12 protein-coding genes are annotated in these 17127 nt (G+C 26.6%); 11 read left to right on the top strand and 1 reads right to left on the bottom strand.

The window, feature by feature from the left end:
* Positions 1-8 precede the first annotated feature (8 nt).
* The 9 genes from tsf to AAHM97_RS03630 all read left to right on the top strand — a co-directional run bounded on the left by tsf (position 9) and on the right by AAHM97_RS03630 (position 14196).
* Positions 9-899 carry a translation elongation factor Ts gene (gene tsf, locus AAHM97_RS03670; RefSeq protein ID WP_342268589.1) on the top strand — a complete coding sequence of 297 codons (891 nt, stop codon included), beginning with the start codon at positions 9-11 and terminating at the stop codon, positions 897-899.
* Positions 899-1642 carry a hypothetical protein gene (locus tag AAHM97_RS03665; protein WP_342268588.1) on the top strand — a complete coding sequence of 248 codons (744 nt, stop codon included), beginning with the start codon at positions 899-901 and terminating at the stop codon, positions 1640-1642. The genes tsf and AAHM97_RS03665 overlap by 1 nt, the downstream gene beginning before the upstream one ends.
* A gap of 323 nt (positions 1643-1965) precedes the next feature.
* The gene (locus tag AAHM97_RS03660; RefSeq protein ID WP_342268587.1) at positions 1966-4098 is read left to right on the top strand and encodes an ABC transporter ATP-binding protein; all 2133 of its coding nucleotides are present in this window, start codon (positions 1966-1968) and stop codon (positions 4096-4098) included.
* A 309-nt stretch (positions 4099-4407) separates the two neighbouring features.
* Entirely contained in the window at positions 4408-5898 is a 1491-nt protein-coding gene (locus AAHM97_RS03655) for a hypothetical protein (protein WP_342268586.1), read from the top strand.
* Positions 5899-5917: 19 nt separating this feature from the next.
* On the top strand, positions 5918-8191 hold the full coding sequence (locus tag AAHM97_RS03650; RefSeq protein WP_342268585.1) for an ABC transporter ATP-binding protein: 2274 nt from the start codon (positions 5918-5920) through the stop codon (positions 8189-8191).
* Positions 8192-8345: 154 nt separating this feature from the next.
* Complete coding sequence (ileS, locus tag AAHM97_RS03645) at positions 8346-11075, top strand: isoleucine--tRNA ligase (RefSeq protein ID WP_342268584.1); 2730 nt, start codon at positions 8346-8348, stop codon at positions 11073-11075.
* Between the two features lie 15 nt (positions 11076-11090).
* On the top strand, positions 11091-11870 hold the full coding sequence (locus AAHM97_RS03640) for a signal peptidase II (protein ID WP_342268583.1): 780 nt from the start codon (positions 11091-11093) through the stop codon (positions 11868-11870).
* Positions 11860-12783 carry an RluA family pseudouridine synthase gene (locus AAHM97_RS03635; protein WP_342268582.1) on the top strand — a complete coding sequence of 308 codons (924 nt, stop codon included), beginning with the start codon at positions 11860-11862 and terminating at the stop codon, positions 12781-12783. Before AAHM97_RS03640 ends, AAHM97_RS03635 begins: the two co-directional genes overlap by 11 nt.
* Before the next feature lie 27 nt (positions 12784-12810).
* Entirely contained in the window at positions 12811-14196 is a 1386-nt protein-coding gene (locus AAHM97_RS03630; RefSeq protein ID WP_342268581.1) for a hypothetical protein, read from the top strand.
* Here the strand turns inward: AAHM97_RS03630 and AAHM97_RS03625 are convergent.
* Complete coding sequence (locus tag AAHM97_RS03625; protein WP_342268580.1) at positions 14193-14828, bottom strand: hypothetical protein; 636 nt, start codon at positions 14826-14828, stop codon at positions 14193-14195. The two genes, AAHM97_RS03630 and AAHM97_RS03625, sit on opposite strands and share 4 nt — an antisense overlap.
* 291 nt (positions 14829-15119) lie before the next feature.
* Between AAHM97_RS03625 and AAHM97_RS03620 the strand changes: the two genes are divergently transcribed.
* Together AAHM97_RS03620 and acpS are read left to right on the top strand one after the other, a co-directional pair.
* Positions 15120-16766 carry a CvpA family protein gene (locus AAHM97_RS03620; protein WP_342268579.1) on the top strand — a complete coding sequence of 549 codons (1647 nt, stop codon included), beginning with the start codon at positions 15120-15122 and terminating at the stop codon, positions 16764-16766.
* Positions 16750-17091, top strand: a complete 342-nt coding sequence (acpS, locus tag AAHM97_RS03615; RefSeq protein ID WP_342268578.1) for a holo-ACP synthase — start codon at positions 16750-16752, stop codon at positions 17089-17091. The genes AAHM97_RS03620 and acpS overlap by 17 nt, the downstream gene beginning before the upstream one ends.
* Positions 17092-17127: the final 36 nt, after the last annotated feature.

Here is a 17127-nt window from a genome sequence, read left to right as displayed (position 1 = left end):
GTTTATTAATGGCTGTTAATGCAAAATTAGTTAAAGAATTAAGAGAAATTACTAGTGCAGGAATGATTGACTGTAAAAATGCTTTAGAAGCAAGTAATGATGATATTGATAAAGCAATAATTTGATTGCGTGAAAATGGTTTATCAAAAGCTGCAAAAAAAGCAGATAGAATAGCATCAGAAGGGATTGTACTTGCTAAAAAAGAAGGCAATAAGGTTGTTATATTAGAGGTGAACTCTGAGACAGACTTTGTTTCAAAAAACGAAAAATTTGTAAAATTAATTAATGATATTGCAGATTGTTTATTAAAACAAGAACCCAAAGACATTGAATCAGCATTGAAACTAAAATTAACAAAAAATGAAACAATTGAACAAGCCTGTGTTTCTGCAACGGCAACAATCGGAGAAAAAATATCATTTCGAAGATTTAATATCGTAACAGGTGGTGCGAATGATGTTGTTACTTTATATAACCATTCAAATTCAAGAGTTTCAACTGCTCTATTATTTTCTGGAAAAATAAGCCCGCAAGATGCTTACAGCGTTGCAATGCATACTGCTGCAATGGGTCCTAAATATATTTCTTTAGATGATGTTCCGAAAGATTTTATGGATGCTGAAATGCATATTTTAAAGGAACAAAATAAAGATAATCTTGTAGGTAAACCAGAAAATATTGTTAATAAAATGATGCAAGGGAAATTAAGTAAAAGATTATCAGAAGTAACTCTTTTAGAACAAGATTTTGTTCTTGATGAGAAACAAAAAGTGAGTGCCTTTATTAAATCTAAAGGAGCTAAATTAGATGTAATGGTAAGATATGAAGTTGGTGAAGGAATAGAAAAACAAGTTGTTGATTTTGCAGAAGAAGTTGCAGCACAACTGAAGGGTAAATAATGAATAGTTTATTGCTATCTGTAAATAACGATTTACCATCTTATTTCTTATTATTAAATGTTTCACTTTCAATATTAAATATTATTCCTTTATTTTTAAGTGTTTATTATGTGTGAAGTTTTTCAAAAAAAACTTATGTTTTTTCTTATAAGAATAGAATCCTTATTATTTCGTTAATTTCATTTATGACAGTAGGATTTATTTTAAATATTGTAGCCTACTTGATGTATTTGAGTGCAATAAGCGTTAGTGGCTCAGCTTCAGCTGTTGCTGTTGTTATTATTGGGTTGTTCTTAACCATTGCTTGCTTCTTTGTTATATTTATGTATTCACAATATATTACAATAGGTGTATCAGAGAATGGTATTGATTTTTTTGGAGAATCAATTAATATTTCAAAAATTGATTGCATTGTTAAAGATATTGAAGATAATAATAATGTTTACATTATTTATGTTGAAGGAACAAGAAGAGTTAAAAAACTAAAAATTAGTGGAAAGGCAGTATTCTCACTTTCTATCTTAGAACACGCTAATGATTTAAAAACAACTGTTGTAGAGGGAAATTTCAAAACAATTTTTAAAGAAATATGAAATAAGAAAAGAAGCATTGACCTATCAACAATATCAGAAGATTCTGAAATTAAAAATAGTAACGTTGTTGATTTATCAAAGGATGAACCGAAAATTGTTAAAAAAACCAAAAAGAAAAAATCTGAATCTGAAAGTTTAGAAGATAAGTAATTACCTTTTATTAATATTTGATTTTTTAAATAGCTATAAATAACATAATTAGTAAAAATAACTTTCCAATTGATGGGACAGAAATTACTTTTCCCTTAAAGTTACTTTTCCCTTTGTTAAAAGAGCTATTTTTTTATATTAATTTTAGATAAAACTGGCCGAAGTTTGCAAGCAAATTTAATTTTTGATTCAAAAAAAATTATTTTATAAATATAAACAACAATCCCTTCTTTTTACTTTTTCTGATGCCAAAATTCAAAAAAAAATAGAAAAAATATGATATAATAATATTAATAAGATTAATTTAGAAATGGGGTGAAACTGTGGAAAATGCTTTTGGAATTGATGAGAATCTAGGTGAAGATATATCTTATGTTTTTGATAAGAAAACAAGAAAAGATGAAAAAGTTCTTTCTAATTTAACTAGTGTTGCTTATAAAAATATGAATTCATATTATCGTAAACGATCAAAAGTTTTAAAATTGAATTTGAATAAAATAGGCTCATTTAAGATGTTTTTGGTTAATTTAAAATTTAGACCATTTTTATCTTTATCCTTGCTTTTATTTTGTTTTTTCTACTCTATAGTTGTTATATCTTGTGTATATATGGTTTGAAAAATAACATCATTGATTTTTGCAAATCACCTTGTTGCTGGATTCACTCAAGATATTGAAACTATCAATAAGATATGAAAGGATGTTCAAAAAAAAGGTGGTTCAACTGGAAACTTAAATCCTGCTAGAGTTGCAACATACTTGTCAATATTACAAGCCTCAAAAGAGGATACAATTAATTCACTTTTAGCACCTTATTATGGTGGTAGTATTAAGTATTCAAATACCATTGCAGAATCATACTTGTCTCTCTTTAATTTAAAAATGACAATTAGCTATTGTGTTACTGTATTATTTGCGCTAATTGGAATATTATTTGTTATTGCATCAATTCGTTCTGCTATTTCTTTCCATATGGGAGAAAAAATTGAACGTGATATAAAACTTTTATTATCAAATAAACTCATTTTTCATGATTATGATTTTTATATTTCGTATTCTTCTGCTCTTTTGATAGATATATATAAACATGGACCATCAAATATTGTTGAATTTATAAAGGTGCAACAAACAACTATATTTAACATTATTGTTACAGTTCCATCTGTTATTATGGTTATGTTGTTTATTGACCAAAAAATGACACTAATTGTTACTGTTTCTTCATTACTATATTCAGTTTTATCAGTTATTGCGTTTTCAATAATATTTAAGGTGTCGAAGAAAAGAGAAAAATTACATTTAGCGGATAATATATCATTCTCTGAAAGAATAATGGCTAATAGATTGATAAAATCTAGTGGAACTTGAGAATATGAATATCATAAGATGTTTTTAAAAACTGGAAAAACACAACGCGGTGAATATTTATTAGCATTTAGAGAAGCGTTTCAACAACCATTGTTAATTGGGTTTATAATGTTTTTAATATTTATGCCATTCATTGCTGGAGCTATTGCTCATAACGGTGATCCATCAATTCTTATTAATACACTACCAGCATTTATTGTTTGTTCATTTATAATGATTTCTTGTTTATTTCCTTTCCAACTTTCATCTCAATTAGAGAAAAAAGCTAAAATTTCTATTACTAAAATTAATGATCTTCTTTCTAACAAGATTATAATTGATAAACATCAATTTGATAATGCTGGATTTCCGGGATTAAATGATTGTATTGAATTTAATAGTGTTTCATTCTCTTATCCTAATAACCCAGATCAACCAGTGTTTGAGAATCTTAATTTTAGAATTGATGTTGGTGACAAGGTTGGATTAATTGGTGAATCTGGGTGTGGAAAAACAACAATTGTCAAATTGTTATTAGGTTTTTATCGAATAAATTCTGGACAGATATTAATAGATGGTATACCTTTAGAGAATTACTCTCTAAATTCATGGTTAGACCAGATTTCATTTATTGACCAATCACCACAACTATTTTCAATTTCTATTCTCGAAAATGTCAGATATGGTATGCCAGATAAAACAATCGAAGAAGTTGTTAATGCATGTAAAATGGCAAATATTCATGAATTTATTATGTCAACACCAGATAAATATGATACAGTTCTTGAAGATGGTGGAGAAAGATTATCTGGTGGTCAAAGACAAATGTTAACTTTTGCTCGATTATTTTTAAAAGACTCTGGTATTATTATTATTGATGAAGGTACTGCTAATATGGACCCTTCAACTGAGAAAAAAGTTATGACTGCATTCCAAAAGTTAATTGAGCATAAAACTGTTGTCTCAATCTCACATAAGATATCTCTCCTAAAATTGTTTAATAAAATTTTAGTTATGTCACCAAAAATAGGAATTATTCAAGAAGGCAGTTTTGAATCATTAGAAGAAAATATAGGATACTTTAATTATTTAAATAATGATGATGATTAAATTGAACTTTAATTAAATTTAATTATAATAAATTTAGTTACTAAATATTATTGATAAAAAGAAACTATGTGTTTAGATTGCACATAGTTTTTTATTTTTACTTCTCTAGAACACTAATAAATTTGCGTTCTTTATTATAGGTTAGTAATTATCTTATTTAATTTTTAAAAGTTTAATTTTACAGTAAAAATTGTCTATTTAGTATAAACACTTTTACAATTTTATTCCACATATAATAGAAATCTAGGTAACTTTTGTGGTATAATATATACATAAGATAATATATTTAAAGAAAAGGAGGATTTTTTTGTGGCCCAAAGACAATTAAATAAAGAAATTTCAAAGTTTCCAAATGAAAGATATTATTTAAATAAAATTGAAGAATTAAATTCAAGAATTAATAGACAACTTCAAATTCAAAATAATTTGTACTCTAAAAAAAATAATGAAAATCCTCCTTTTCCTCCATATAAAAAAATACCAAATATAATTGTGAATAATAATACATTTAGCGGAGATTATTCTGAAAATGATGTTCAGAAAGCTTTTACAAAAAATCAAGCAAATAGTGATTATCCTATAAGTCAAGAACCATTAAATATGAATGTTGGAAATCAAAATTATAATCAAACCGCTCCATATAACAGCGGTTTTAACCCTAAGCCTCAACAGTATAACCAAACATTTGACCCTTATTATAATTACAACTTCCAGGATAATTATAATCAACCACAACTACAAGAACCACAAAACCCTTATTATAATTACAACTTCCAGGATAATTATAATCAACCAAAATTACAAGAACCACAAAGTCCTTATAATAATTTCAATCCTCAAGAAAATTATTACCCTTATAATAATTATAACATTGGAGTAAATTATGACCCATATTATAATTATGACCCATATGGAGCTTATAATAATTATAACCCTTATAATAATTACAACTTCCAGGATAATTATAATCAACCACAACCACTTGACCCTTATAATTATGGATACAATGAAGACCAATATTATAATCAAAATCAAAATAATGTTTATGAAAATGATTATCAATGAAGAAGTGAAAATGGTAATGAATATAATAATGAACAAGAAGAGGATGGGGAAATTGAACAATTAGAAATTGACCCAGCAATTGTTAATACTTGAAATATAGACTTAGCAATTCAAAATAAAGAACTTGATCCAAGCCGTGTTGCAACAAAGGGTGTAAAAAATAAAAAATTATATTCAAGACTTAAATTATTCTATACAAAATTGGTTTCACTTTTTGAAAAAAGTGGGAATGTTGATGGTCCTTTATATAGAAGAGCAAAAAAAGATATTATTACTTTAAATAGTATTTCATCTGATGAAGAATTACAGAATATATTAGTTAATGCTAAACGTACACTTTCAACTTTAACAAAAGCAGATATCCAATTTATTAACTTGTTAGAGTATGAAATTAAAAAGGGTGCTTTAGAAAATGTTATTTCATATGATATATTAAATATAGTTGAAAAATTGATAACAAGATATAAAGAATTAATAAGAAGATGAGACATGCTTGGAGCTGAAGAGATTGTTGGTAAACTTTATGAAATATCTGGAAATTTCGATGAGGTTATTCCTAAAATAGCAATTTTATTAAAACAAAGAATATTAGCTTCGCATTTAACAGAAGAGACTAAAGATTCATTTAGCAATAGAATAGATTATGCAATAGCAAACAATGATGGTGAAGTTGTTAGAGAAATTATTGCAACCTTAAATAAAATAATTATTAGGGATTATAATAATAAAAAATAAATAGAAAGGGGTATTTATTTTGGCAAAACAAAATCAACGAATTGGAACCTCGAATCAGAGAAGAGACAATAAAGGAAATACTATTCGATCTACTAGTACATCAAAATTAGTGGAAAGGACCAAAGGTAAAAGTAAAAAACAAATAAAAGAAGATAAATTTGAAAAGAAAATAAATCAACAATTACAAACAATTATTGAACAAAAACCAGTTACAGCTAGCAGTGTTTATTTTAAAAGTTCATATAAGAGAGCTTTTTCTCTAAAAGTTTTAATTAAATACCCTTTCTCATCACTTACTTGTTTTATAATGTCGGTTATGATTACCTTATGCTTGCTAGCATGTATGCAAGGTGTAATTTATGGAACAGCACTTATTTATGGAACGCATGTTAAAAATAATCTTACAACCGATTTACAAAATATGGTTAAAACCCTAAATCACAATCCAACCGCAACTAAAGAATCTCCAACCGCTGGGGGTGATATGGCCGCTATGCTTGTTAGTGGAGGTCTTGCTAATTATGTAGAGTCTTACATCCAACAATATTATTCATATGTACACTATAAATCGGGCCCTGATGGTGGAGTGTATATGTTGATTTTTAATTATGAGGTTAATTTATTAAAATTAATATATATATTTATTGCTACGTTGTCTATTTTAATTGTAACTTTTTATATACAATATCTATTTGCTTCTCAAATAGCTATAAGAACTGAAAGAAGCATTAGAGTTAGATTACTACGAAAAATATTATTTCACGACTTTGTTTTCTTTATTGAGAATAAGTCAGATATCTTAATTGATACCTATGCTCAAGGTCCTATTAATGTTGGAGAATATATTCGTGGGGTAGCAACAACTAGAATAAATTTCTTCACAATTGTTCTTGGTGTTCTTGGTGTTTTCTTTGTAACCGATAAGAAATTTGCATTAGTCCTAATTGCTGTAACCCTAGTGATCATAGTTATGTTTTATCTTATTAAAAAAATATTAGCAGCACTTGCAAAAACTAAATCTATTATGGATGACAATGATAATTTTTCAATGGTAGATAGAATTTTAAACGCAAGAAGTATTAAAGCAAATGGAACTTGGGAAATGGAATATGAACAATCTGTTGATGAAATAATCGGTTATGGTTATAAAAAAACAGTTGTTAATATAATTATTGGAGCTGTCCTTTCAATAATCACATCAGTAATTATGTTTCTTAGTTTTGGTGTAGTGGCAATTGCGGGACAATTATATCATTCAGAACCAACTCAATTGATGGCAAGACTATCTTCCTTCTTGACTGGGACTCTTATTATTGCTGGAAGTATTTATCCAATGCAGGTCCTATCTGTTAATGAACGAAATGCTAAAAGCAGTTTACAAGTTATAAATAAGATTTTATCAAAAGATATTTTAATTAATAAGTACTCAGATGCTGGTAAAAAATTTTCACACTTTTCTAAAAAAATAGAATTTAGAAATATTCAATTTGCATACCCAGATGAACCAGAAACAATATTATTAAATAATTTTTCTTTTACAATTCAAAAGGGACAAAAAGTTGGAGTTATTGGTCAGTCTGGTTGTGGTAAAACAACGTTAGTTAAATTATTGCTTGGATATTATAACCCAATTCAAGGTGAGATATTGATCGATGGGACAAGCCTTAGAAATTATAACTTAAAATCATGGCTAGAACGTGTTGCATATATCGATCAAAATCCGCAATTGCTATCATTATCAGTCTTTGATAATTTAACTTATGGAGTTAGAAAATTTACCTCATTAGAAGTAATTGAAGCTTCAAAAAAAGCAAGAATTCATGATTTAATTATGCAATGACCAGATAAATATAAAACTATTTTAGAAGATGGGGGAGAAAGATTGTCTGGTGGGCAAAAACAAAGATTTACCCTAGCTAGAATGATTTTGAGAAAAGCAGAATTGGTTCTATTAGATGAAGCAACAAGTAAATTAGATTCTGTAACTGAGGCAGAAGTTATGGATGAAATTGTAGATATTTTAAATTCTGAAAAAATAACTTGTTTATCAATTTCTCATAGACTAAGACCGTTATCAAATTTTGATTATGTAATTAAAATGGCACCAAATTCTGGTATAATATCTGCTGGTAAACCATCAGAACTTATTGAAATAAAAGAATCACTAGCTTTTCTTAATCCAGATGAATATTCTGCAAAAACCAAGAAGTCCGAAGAAGATGAATTAACATTGGCTATTAATTCAAAAATTAGAGATCAAAAAAACTCGAGAGGCCCACGAAGATTCCTATAATAACTAAAAAATCTCTACTTTTAGAGATTTTTTTATCTAATATTTATAATGACTTGAATAACAATATAAAAAGTTACCTATTTGATATCTAATCAATGAAAAACTAGAAGAAATACATTATAATAAAAGAAAGATATAATAAAATGGAGTAAAAATGAAGAAAGATTATAAGGATAGTTTAAATATTTTCAATAGTGATTTTGATATGCGTGCTAATTTGGTTGAAAAAGAGCCAGAGTTTAGAATAAAATGAGAAGAAGAAGATATATATAATTTAAAGAATAAAATGGCCCTTGAATCAAAAGAAAAATCATTTATTCTTCATGATGGCCCACCTTATTCAAATGGGAATATTCATATTGGACACGCACTTAATAAAATTATTAAAGATTTTATTGTAAGATGGCATTCATCAAAAGGAGAATATACTCCTTTTATTTTAGGCTGGGATAATCACGGATTGCCAATTGAATCTGCAATTGAAAAAGAGTCATTGGTTTCAAAGGATGATGTTGTTAAATTTAGACAAGTGTGTAGAGAATATGCAAGCTCTCAAGTTGAATCACAAGCAAATCAATTTAAGGAATTGGGTCTCTTTACTGATTTTTCAAAACGATATACAACGTTAAGTGATGAATTTGTCTTAAATGAATTACAACTTTACAAAAAAATGGTTGAAAAAAAATTGATAATTCGAGATTATAAACCCATTTATTGGTCGTGGTCTAGTGAATCTGCATTAGCAGAAGCGGAAGTTGAATATAAAAATATTTTAACTAATACATGTTTTGTCTCAACCAAAATAGCTAAAGATTCAAATAAATTTGCAGGTGATAGTGTTATTATATGGACAACCCTTCCGTGAACAATTGCTGCAAATCAAGCAATTGGGATTAATAAAGATATTACATACTTAAAAATTTTTAATAAGAGTGACAACAATAGATATATCATTTCGAAAAATTTATTTTACAATCAAAAATTGGCAAATAAATTTGGCTGAGATATTTTTAATGTTGAAGACGAGTTTTTGGGTGTAGAACTTGATGGCATAGAATATGAACATATATGAGATAAAAGAAAACCCAATTGTGTTATTAAACACGCTGACTTTGTTACAGATACTGCAGGGACAGGACTTGTTGGTTGCGCCGGTGGATTTGGAGAAGATGATTTTAATTTTATAAAATCACTTAAAAAAGAACCATTTGTGTGTGTAGATAAAAAAGGAAAGTTTACATCAAATATTAATGATGAACGATTGAATGGCGTTTTTATTGAAAAAGCAAGTAAAATTGTTATTGAACATTTAAAGGAAACTAAACAATTAAAAGCAGTTGAGCAAATTAGCCATCAATTTCCTCATGACTGAAGAACTAAAAAACCAATTATGTTCCTAGCAACACACCAATGATTTATTGATATTGACAAATATAAAGAAGAAATAGATAAAGTTATTTGTAGAGATGTTAAATCAAATGTAGCTTGAAATCTTGATAAATTAAGAAATTTTATAAAAGAGAGAAATAGCTGGACAATATCAAGACAACGTGTATGAGGTGTACCAATTATTGCATTTTATGATAAAAACGAAAATATTTTATTAAACAGTGAGGTTGTCGAATATGCGATAAAAGTTATAGAAGAAAAGGGTGTAGATTCTTGGTTTTCTTTACCATCTGATAATTTTCTTCCAAAAAAATATCAAGGTAAAGGGTATACAAAAGAAACTGATATTCTTGATGTTTGGTTTGATTCTGGGTCAAGTGCAATTTTTATCGAAAATAAGTTTAAATTACCAAGGCCATATGATCTTTTTATTGAGGGTGGAGACCAATACAGAGGATGATTTAATTCTTCAATTATAAATTCTGTTATTTATGATGGAAAATCACCCTATTTAAATCTAGCAAGCCATGGAATGGTTTTAGATGAAGTTGGGAAAAAAATGTCAAAATCAATTGGTAATGTAATTGAACCAAAAAAAATAATCTCACAATATGGAACTGATATTCTACGCCTATGGGCATATTCTATAAATTGAACTGAAGATGTAAGAATTGGAAATGATATAATCAAACAAGTAACTGAAAGTTATCGAAAAATAAGAAATACAATCAGATTTATTTTAAATAATCTCGCAGATTTTAACCCCAATAAAAACATCCAAAAAAACTTATCTGAAATTGATAATTATATATTGAGTAAGACAGAATCTGTAAAGAGAGAAGTTTTTGAACTTTATGATTTAAACAAATTCAATCAAGCATATAAAATATTACTAAATTTCGTTTCAAATACATTATCTGCTTTTTATCTTGATTTTTCAAAAGATATTTTATATGTAAATAGTTTAGATGATTTAAGAAGACGTCAAGTACAAACAACAATATATTACCAATTGTGAGTTTTAATTGACATATTACGCCCGATCATACCTCATACAATTGAAGAAGTTTATGATTCAATTAAAAATATTGAAAAAGAAAAATCTGTTCATCTATTAAAAATTAAAAATACTAGTTTTTCTGCAAATAAAGATATTATTAATAAATATGATGTTGTTTTAAAACTTAGAAATGAAGTAAATGAAAAGTTAGAACAAGCAAAAAACAACAAAATTGTTAAAAAAGGATTTGAGGCTGTTTTACTGTTGCAAATTAAAAAAGAATATGATTTTTTAAAAACTATTCCAGACCTTAGTCAAATTTTAATTGTCAATAAAATTAATTTTGATAAAAATTTTCTAATATCAAATGATGATATTATTTCTAATGTTATAATTAGTCCAGCTGTTGGAGAAAAATGTATTAGATGCTGGTCAATTGTCGAGAAATTAAATATCGATTTAATTTGTCATAAATGTGAAAAAATAGTAAAGTAGAAACGAGCTTAATATATGTTTGAAGTTAAAAATTTCTTTGCAAATTATTATTATCAATATATTTTTAAAATTTTGTTTTCTGTCCCCCTTATAATTGTGTGTGTAATTATTGATTGAACTACTAAGGGGGTTATTACCAATAATTATGCAGAGCAAGATGGGGGAACAATTGTTAAAGGTTTATTGCGCTGACAATATGCTATTAATAAAGGCTCTGCATATGGTACAAATGCAGATAATTTAAGTTTGTCTATCACCTTAGCAACTTTTGGGACTTTATTTTTATTTGTTGGCATAATATTTATTAGAAATAAATTTGCAATTATAGGTTTTTCCTTTGCATTTGCTGGCAGCTTTGCAAATTTAATTGGTAGAATATGGGGCAAAGAACATGGTGTTGTTGATTTTTTAATTTGAGATTTTGGCTATAATGGTGGTTTTCTTACAAATTATATATTTAATATGGCTGATATGTTTGTTAATATAGGAATAACTATAGCAATAATTTATTTTATTTATTATTTTTCTAATATGATTTGACTTTACATTCTAAAAAATATAAATGAATTAAAATACTCAAAAATATGTCAATATTCAGAGGATGTTATTTTAGCGAAGCATAATTTTGAAATTAAACTTGCAAGTACATTATTTAAATCGACCGATATCTTTAAGAACAAGGTTAAAAACATAAAGAATTCACATCATGAACTTAAAGACTTGTTGAAAACTATAAAAAAAATTAAAAAACAAACTACTGATATAAGTTTAGATGGTGCAAATAATGAAGGATAGTCTAATTAAATTTGTAAATAATTATACTAATGAGAGACTTGATAAAGTTATATTTAATTACTTTTTAGAAAACAAGTATGAATATTCAAGGAGCTGTATTCAAAAATTTATTGAAGAGGGACAAGTTTTTGTTAATGGATATAAAATTATTAAGAAGAATAATAAAGTTGAAAATGGAGCAAATATTTGTATAACTGTTAGTGAACAAAGAGAGACAGATCTTATTCCAAAATTTATTGATTTTAAAATTGTGTATGAGGATTTAGAGATAATGGTTATTGATAAACCTAATAATCTTGTGGTCCACCCTGGTAGTGGAAATTACACAGATACGTTAGTTAATGCTATTTTATACCATAATCAAAATATATCAGATGTTGGTGAAAAGTATAGACCAGGAATTGTACACAGAATTGATAAACAAACTACAGGTCTTTTAGTTATTGCAAAAAGTAATTATAGTCACCAAAAATTAAGTGATGACTTCAAAGACAGAAAAATATATAAGGAATATATTGCGCTTGTGCGAGGTGTTATAGAAGAGGATAAAGGCACAATTAATGCTCCAATTGGTAGAAGTAAAAATGATCGAAAAAGAATGGCAGTAACTGAGATAAATTCAAAAAATGCAATTACAAATTTTTGTGTTTTAGAGAGATATTCAAATGCAACACTTGTAAAAGTAAATTTATTAACAGGAAGAACCCATCAGATTAGGGTTCATTTCGAATATATCAAGCATCCAATCATTGGTGACCCTGTATATGGGCTTCGAAATGAAAAAAATAATCTATTTGGTCAATATCTACACGCTAATAAATTAGAATTTAGTCATCCAAAAACAAATGAAAAATTAAGCTTTATTAGCCAACTTCCAATTGAATTTAGTGATAAAATAAAAGAGATATCATAAGTAAAACTATGAAAGGATAAAATTACATTGAACACAAGTCTTTCAGATTTAAAATTAAATCTAATCCATTATTTTACAAAAATAAATAATTATTCAGCTTTAAAGGACTTTGAAGATGATAATAATGTTTTTTTAGTTTCCCAAAAAAATAGAAGTGGATATAAAATAATTAGAATAATTTCTGGAGATATAAATGCTCCAAATACAAACGTTGATATAGTAAAGAATATCGTCAAAGCAAATAAAAGAGAAAAAATAATTGTTTTAAACCTTGTTCTTGTGCCCAATTCATCCTTATTTACAAGTTCACAAGACAATATTTATCTTTCAAGTTTTGAGGATGCAAGATTTAAGTTGGTTTATTATTTTCAAGATATTAAAAATTACGTTTTTTTCACAGAAGAAAAAAGTTCACAAAGTAAAATAGAAGAAAAGAATATTTATGTTGGTCAAGAAAAACAAATTACTAAAAACGGTCAAGATAAATTAAGAGAAGAATTTATAAATTTCTCAAAAAAATTGCAGGTGAATACTGTAACATCTAAAATTTTTAGTGTATGGTTTTGTTTCATTCCCACAGCACTACTTGCATTATTCTATTATGGAAAGTCACAAGGATTTTTTCCAATGGTAACAGATTTAAGCACGGCTGATGTTTTTTTTACAGCTACAAATAGAACAATATTTCTAAAAGCTGGTCAATATTGAAGGATTTTCACATATGGGATGTCTGTATTTAACACTGGTTATTCAAAGGGCGGAAACATAATATATGCAATTATTGATTTAATAATTGTTTGGATTTTTTTACCAATCTTAGTCAAGTTGGTAACCGGTGTAAGTTCAAAAAATAAATTTTTATTAACTTTCTTTACTTCTTATATATTTTTAGGCTTATTTTTCTCATTAGTATTTACAGAGTATGTTTTTTCTGGCGTATTTATTGTTATGTCAATTATAATTGGTCAAGCTTTTGTGGTATCAATTCACACAGAAAAGTCTGTTGCAAAAACACTACTTAAAAGAAAATTAATTACACCAACTATATTAATTATTTTAATTTCTTTGTTTGCTGGAGATTATCAAGATATCATTGGTATAATGTCTGGTATTTCAGTCGGTGCTGCTATGTGTCATTTAATGAATTATAATTATGAGGATTTAAACTACATGATTATTCCTAGTCTATTAACTGTAATACTATTCTTAGCAACAATTATTGCATCCTTCTTTTTTATAAAATATTCACCACCAAAAAGTCAATATTTGATATACGGTCTTTCACAATATGCAATGCTTAAGTTTTACTCGGTAAGTCAGTTAAATGATATATATTCAAATATTGGATGAAACGTAAAGTTAATGTCATCAACTGGCAATAACCCAATTTATTGATTTGTTGTTTCTTATTAAATTTTAAAATGTTTTTTGATAATAAATTCTCATTTGTTTGGGAATCTCTTTTTGCATTCTAAAACAAGATCTTTAACTTTTGAACTAGCACCCTTTAAAACACAAAAATTATACTCAGATTCTATTTTTTTAATTTCTTCTAAATAGTGATAACGCGCAATAATACTAGCTCCAGCAACATTTAAATATGAATCTTCTGCTTTTGTTAGTAGTTTAAATGAAATATCCTTATTTTTATTCTGTGAAAACTCATTAAACTTATTTATAGTTGTAAATTGGTCTAATACTATTTCTTTTGTTTTTAGTTCCGAATTATTGTTTAACATTTTTTCAACAAGTTTATAATAATTATCAACTTTAATTTTATTTTGATTTTTTATAGTTGCCATTTTTTTATTAAATTCATATACATTATCAACTAAAACCTCATACTTACAATAATCTTTTATTTTGTTGTAATAATCTACAATATCTCTATCTGTAATTTTTTTACTATCAATTAATAGGTTCTTTATTTTATTATCCACGCGGTGTTCATTTGAAATATAACAGCAAGCAAAAACAACTGGTCCAAAGTAATCTCCGACACCACTTTCATCACATCCAATTATATCTTGATTTAATAAATTCATTGATTTTTATCCCGTTCTTTTTTTGTTAAAATAATAAAAACCAAACTTTTTGAATATATATAGCTGACATAAAAATAAATTATACATTATTTTAAACATTATACGATTATCTTTTATATGCAATAACATCTTTGCTAAAGCGGCGTGTTAAGTAATAAAATTATAATTATGTTCTAGTTATCAACATTAGGCTCTTATTAATATATTTTGCTTTTATAAATTCCTTTTATAATTTAATTTTACATTAAAAAATGTATAATTAAATTATATTGTCAAAAAAAAGAGGTTAAAATGATTAATATTGGTCCTTGATGAATTTATGATACAATTATTCTGGTGATAATAGTTTCTTGTATTATCATTGGTTGTATGCGTGGTTTTTGAGCTGCGCTATATTTTCTTGTTGGTGAATTAGTTGTTGTAACAATTGTTTATTTCTTATCAAAAGTGGTCACAAATGCTATTGCACCATTACTTATTAATAAAATAAATTCAATGTGAAATGTTAATAGTTTTTTTAATTTTATGTCAACGATTATAAATTCATTATTTTCTGTTATTTCATTTGGAAAATCTGGTATTTCTCCACCTAAGTTCACAGATTCTGGTGGCATTTCGTCTATTGTTAATTTTATGTATTCAGAAATTATATTTTTAATTGTCTATTTCTTCTTTTTTGTAGTTTTTAACATTATTTTAATAATCTTATATTTTAAAGTATTTAGATATATGTTTGCAAATATAAAATTAAACAGTTATGTTCAAGCTACAATTGGTATTTTATTTGGTTTTATTAATGGACTTTGCTATGCATATCCAATTTATTTATTTGCCTCATTTCCCTTATTTACAACAACAGGTATGACACTATCAAAACAACAGACACAAGCAATAAATATAAGTTGCGACCAAGAATCAGCGCTTAAATATCTTCAACACAATGACTATAAAAATGCTCTTAATTACTTTGAAAAAGGCATTAATTATAGCCAAATAAAAGATCAGAAGGATACTCGCCTGGGTACAGATTGAACGGATATTGTCTCTAAAATTGAAAATGGAACAAATGATTATAATGATTACTCTATTTCTGGGCATATTTATGATGGCTTACACGTTGGAAGAAATTTTGTTTATAAAGGAATTGAAAAGTATATAATAAACCCTCTTAAAACAATAGTTGATAATGGAGAAAAGGATAATTTTAATATTAACTCATTAACAAATAAATTAGATGGCCTTCAAGATATAATTGTTAAGGGATATGCTTCATCAAATATTAAAGATTTTCCAATCAAATACTGACTAGATTTACTACCAATTGAATCTCGTTCATTTGTAAGAATGTTTACAGAAATGTTGTTATCATTAGGGGCTGTGACAACTGGTCATGTTAAATATGACCAAGATAATAATATAAAATCTGGTTATGGAGATGTTGAAAAACTATTGAATGAATTTAATGAGTTTATATCAGAAACTAAACGCTCATCAAAAGCTTTAGATCTAAATGGATTTAAACAATTTTACACTTGAGCATCTAGCAAAAGTACCACTAACACAACTTATAATCAATTTATTGTTGCTGGAAATAAAATGAAATCTGACGGTGCTGGGGATAGATATATTTATAAAGTTTGTAACGACCCAGAATTGATGTATAATTTTCTACAAAATCTTTTTCAAACTAATTATAAATATGCAAATAACGGGACATTTCAATTTATGCCAAATATTTATACATCATTATATTTAATAAAAGGAATGGAAATAGTTCCGAGTGGTGAATATATGAAATTAATTTTTGGTGCTCGTTATACACCAGATGACCCATCACCATCAAAAGAATCTCCCAAAACCGATAACCAAGTAACCGCTAGACACTTCTTTGTTATTGAAAAGTATTTTAAATTTATTACAGATGAATATAACAAATAGCAAGAAAATGGCAGTTGGTGTTGATATTGTGGAAAACAAAAGGGTGAAATTAAGAGATAGATTTATAAAAAGAATTTTATCTAACAATGAGTTAAATATTTTTTTAATGTTATTAACAAAAAAAAGAAAAATAGAGTTTTTAGCTGGAAGATGAGCATGCAAAGAGGCTATTTATAAAGTTGTTAGTAAAAATTTCGAATTTGCTAATATAGATATTGGTTATGATGAAAATGGTACACCAATTGTTCAAACAAAAGGATTGGAAGCGATTTCTGTTTCAATATCACATGAAAAAAAATATACCATTGCGATTGCAATCCTTTAATTTTTTCACTTATTTATGTGTAAATAATATATTATA

It is taken from the genome of Spiroplasma endosymbiont of Aspidapion aeneum, from assembly GCF_964031045.1.
Taxonomy (GTDB): domain Bacteria; phylum Bacillota_I; class Bacilli_A; order Mycoplasmatales; family Mycoplasmataceae.
The sequence above is the reverse complement of the archived record's forward strand: the minus strand, read 5'-3'. Positions and strand labels throughout refer to the sequence as shown.